Annotated in this window: 1 protein-coding gene; it reads left to right on the plus strand. The window is 74.1% G+C overall.

Features of this window, described 5'->3' with window-relative positions; all coding sequences use genetic code 11:
- The coding region (locus tag ACVMYR_RS33095) for a type I polyketide synthase (protein WP_457123700.1) at window positions 1–1,258 on the plus strand (1,258 nt) is incomplete at both ends.

Raw genomic sequence — 1,258 nt, forward strand, 5'->3', positions numbered from 1 at the left:
GGTCGATCTGGACGGGACGACCCTGGTGACCGGGGCGTCGGGCACCCTGGCCGGGGTGGTCGCCCGGCATCTCGTCGCCACGGGCCAGAGCCGTCGGTTGGTGTTGGCGTCGCGTCGGTTGCCGGTCGAGGGTTCCGACTATGCGGCGCTGGTGGCGGACCTGACCGAGGCGGGTGCGGAGGTTTCCGCTGTGTCGGTGGACGTGGCCGACGCGGGGCAGGTGGCGGCGCTGGTGGCCGGCATTGACCCGGCGCACCCGTTGACGGCCGTGGTGCACACGGCCGGGGTGATCGCCGACGCGACGATCGGCTCGCTCTCCTCCGACGGTGTGGCTGCGGTCATGGGGCCCAAGGTCGACGGTGCGTGGGCGTTGCACGAGGCGACGGCGGGTCTGGATCTGTCGGCGTTCGTGGTGTTCTCGTCGATCGCGGCGACGTTGGGTTCGCCGGGTCAGGGCAACTACGCGGCGGCGAACGCGTTCCTGGACGCCCTCGCCCAGCACCGCCGCGCCCAAGGCCTGCCGGCCACCAGCATCGGCTGGGGCATGTGGGCCACGGGCGGGATGACCGCTCAGCTCAGCGCCGACGACCGGCAGCGCCTGGGACGGCTCGGCATGGCCGGCCTCACCGCCGCCGAGGGCGCCGCCCTCCTCGACGCCGCGACCGCCGGGTCCCGGGCGGCGGTGGTCGCCGCCCGGCTGCGGATCACCGGAGACGCCGGGCAGGTCCCGCCGATCGTCCGGCTGCTGGCCCGGACCGGCGGACGCCGCCAGGCGGGTGCCGCGCGGGCCGGGGCCGGCTCGGGCTGGTCCGAGCGGCTGGTCGGGCTCTCGCGGGACGAGGCGCGGCGGTTGTTGGTGGATCTCGTGTGTGGTCAGGCGGCGGCGGTGTTGGGGCATGCGTCGGCGCAGGCGGTTGCGGGTGGGCGGGCGTTCAAGGAGTTGGGGTTCGACTCGCTGACGTCGGTGGAGTTGCGTAATCGGCTGGCCTCGGCGACGGGGCTGCGGTTGACGGCGACGCTGGTGTTCGACTATCCGACGCCGGAGCGCCTGGCCGAGCACCTGCACGAGCAACTCGGCCACTCCGCCACCCCGGCCGCCACCACCCGGGCCGTAGCCCGGGACGACGACGACCCGATCGCGATCATCGGCATGTCCTGCCGGTTCCCCGGCGGGGTGTCGAGTCCGGAGCAGTTGTGGGATCTGGTGGCGTCGGGTGGGGATGCGATCGGTGGTTTCCCGGCCGATCGGGGTTGGGAC

The sequence above is a fragment of the Micromonospora sp. PTRAS2 genome (assembly GCF_054052245.1).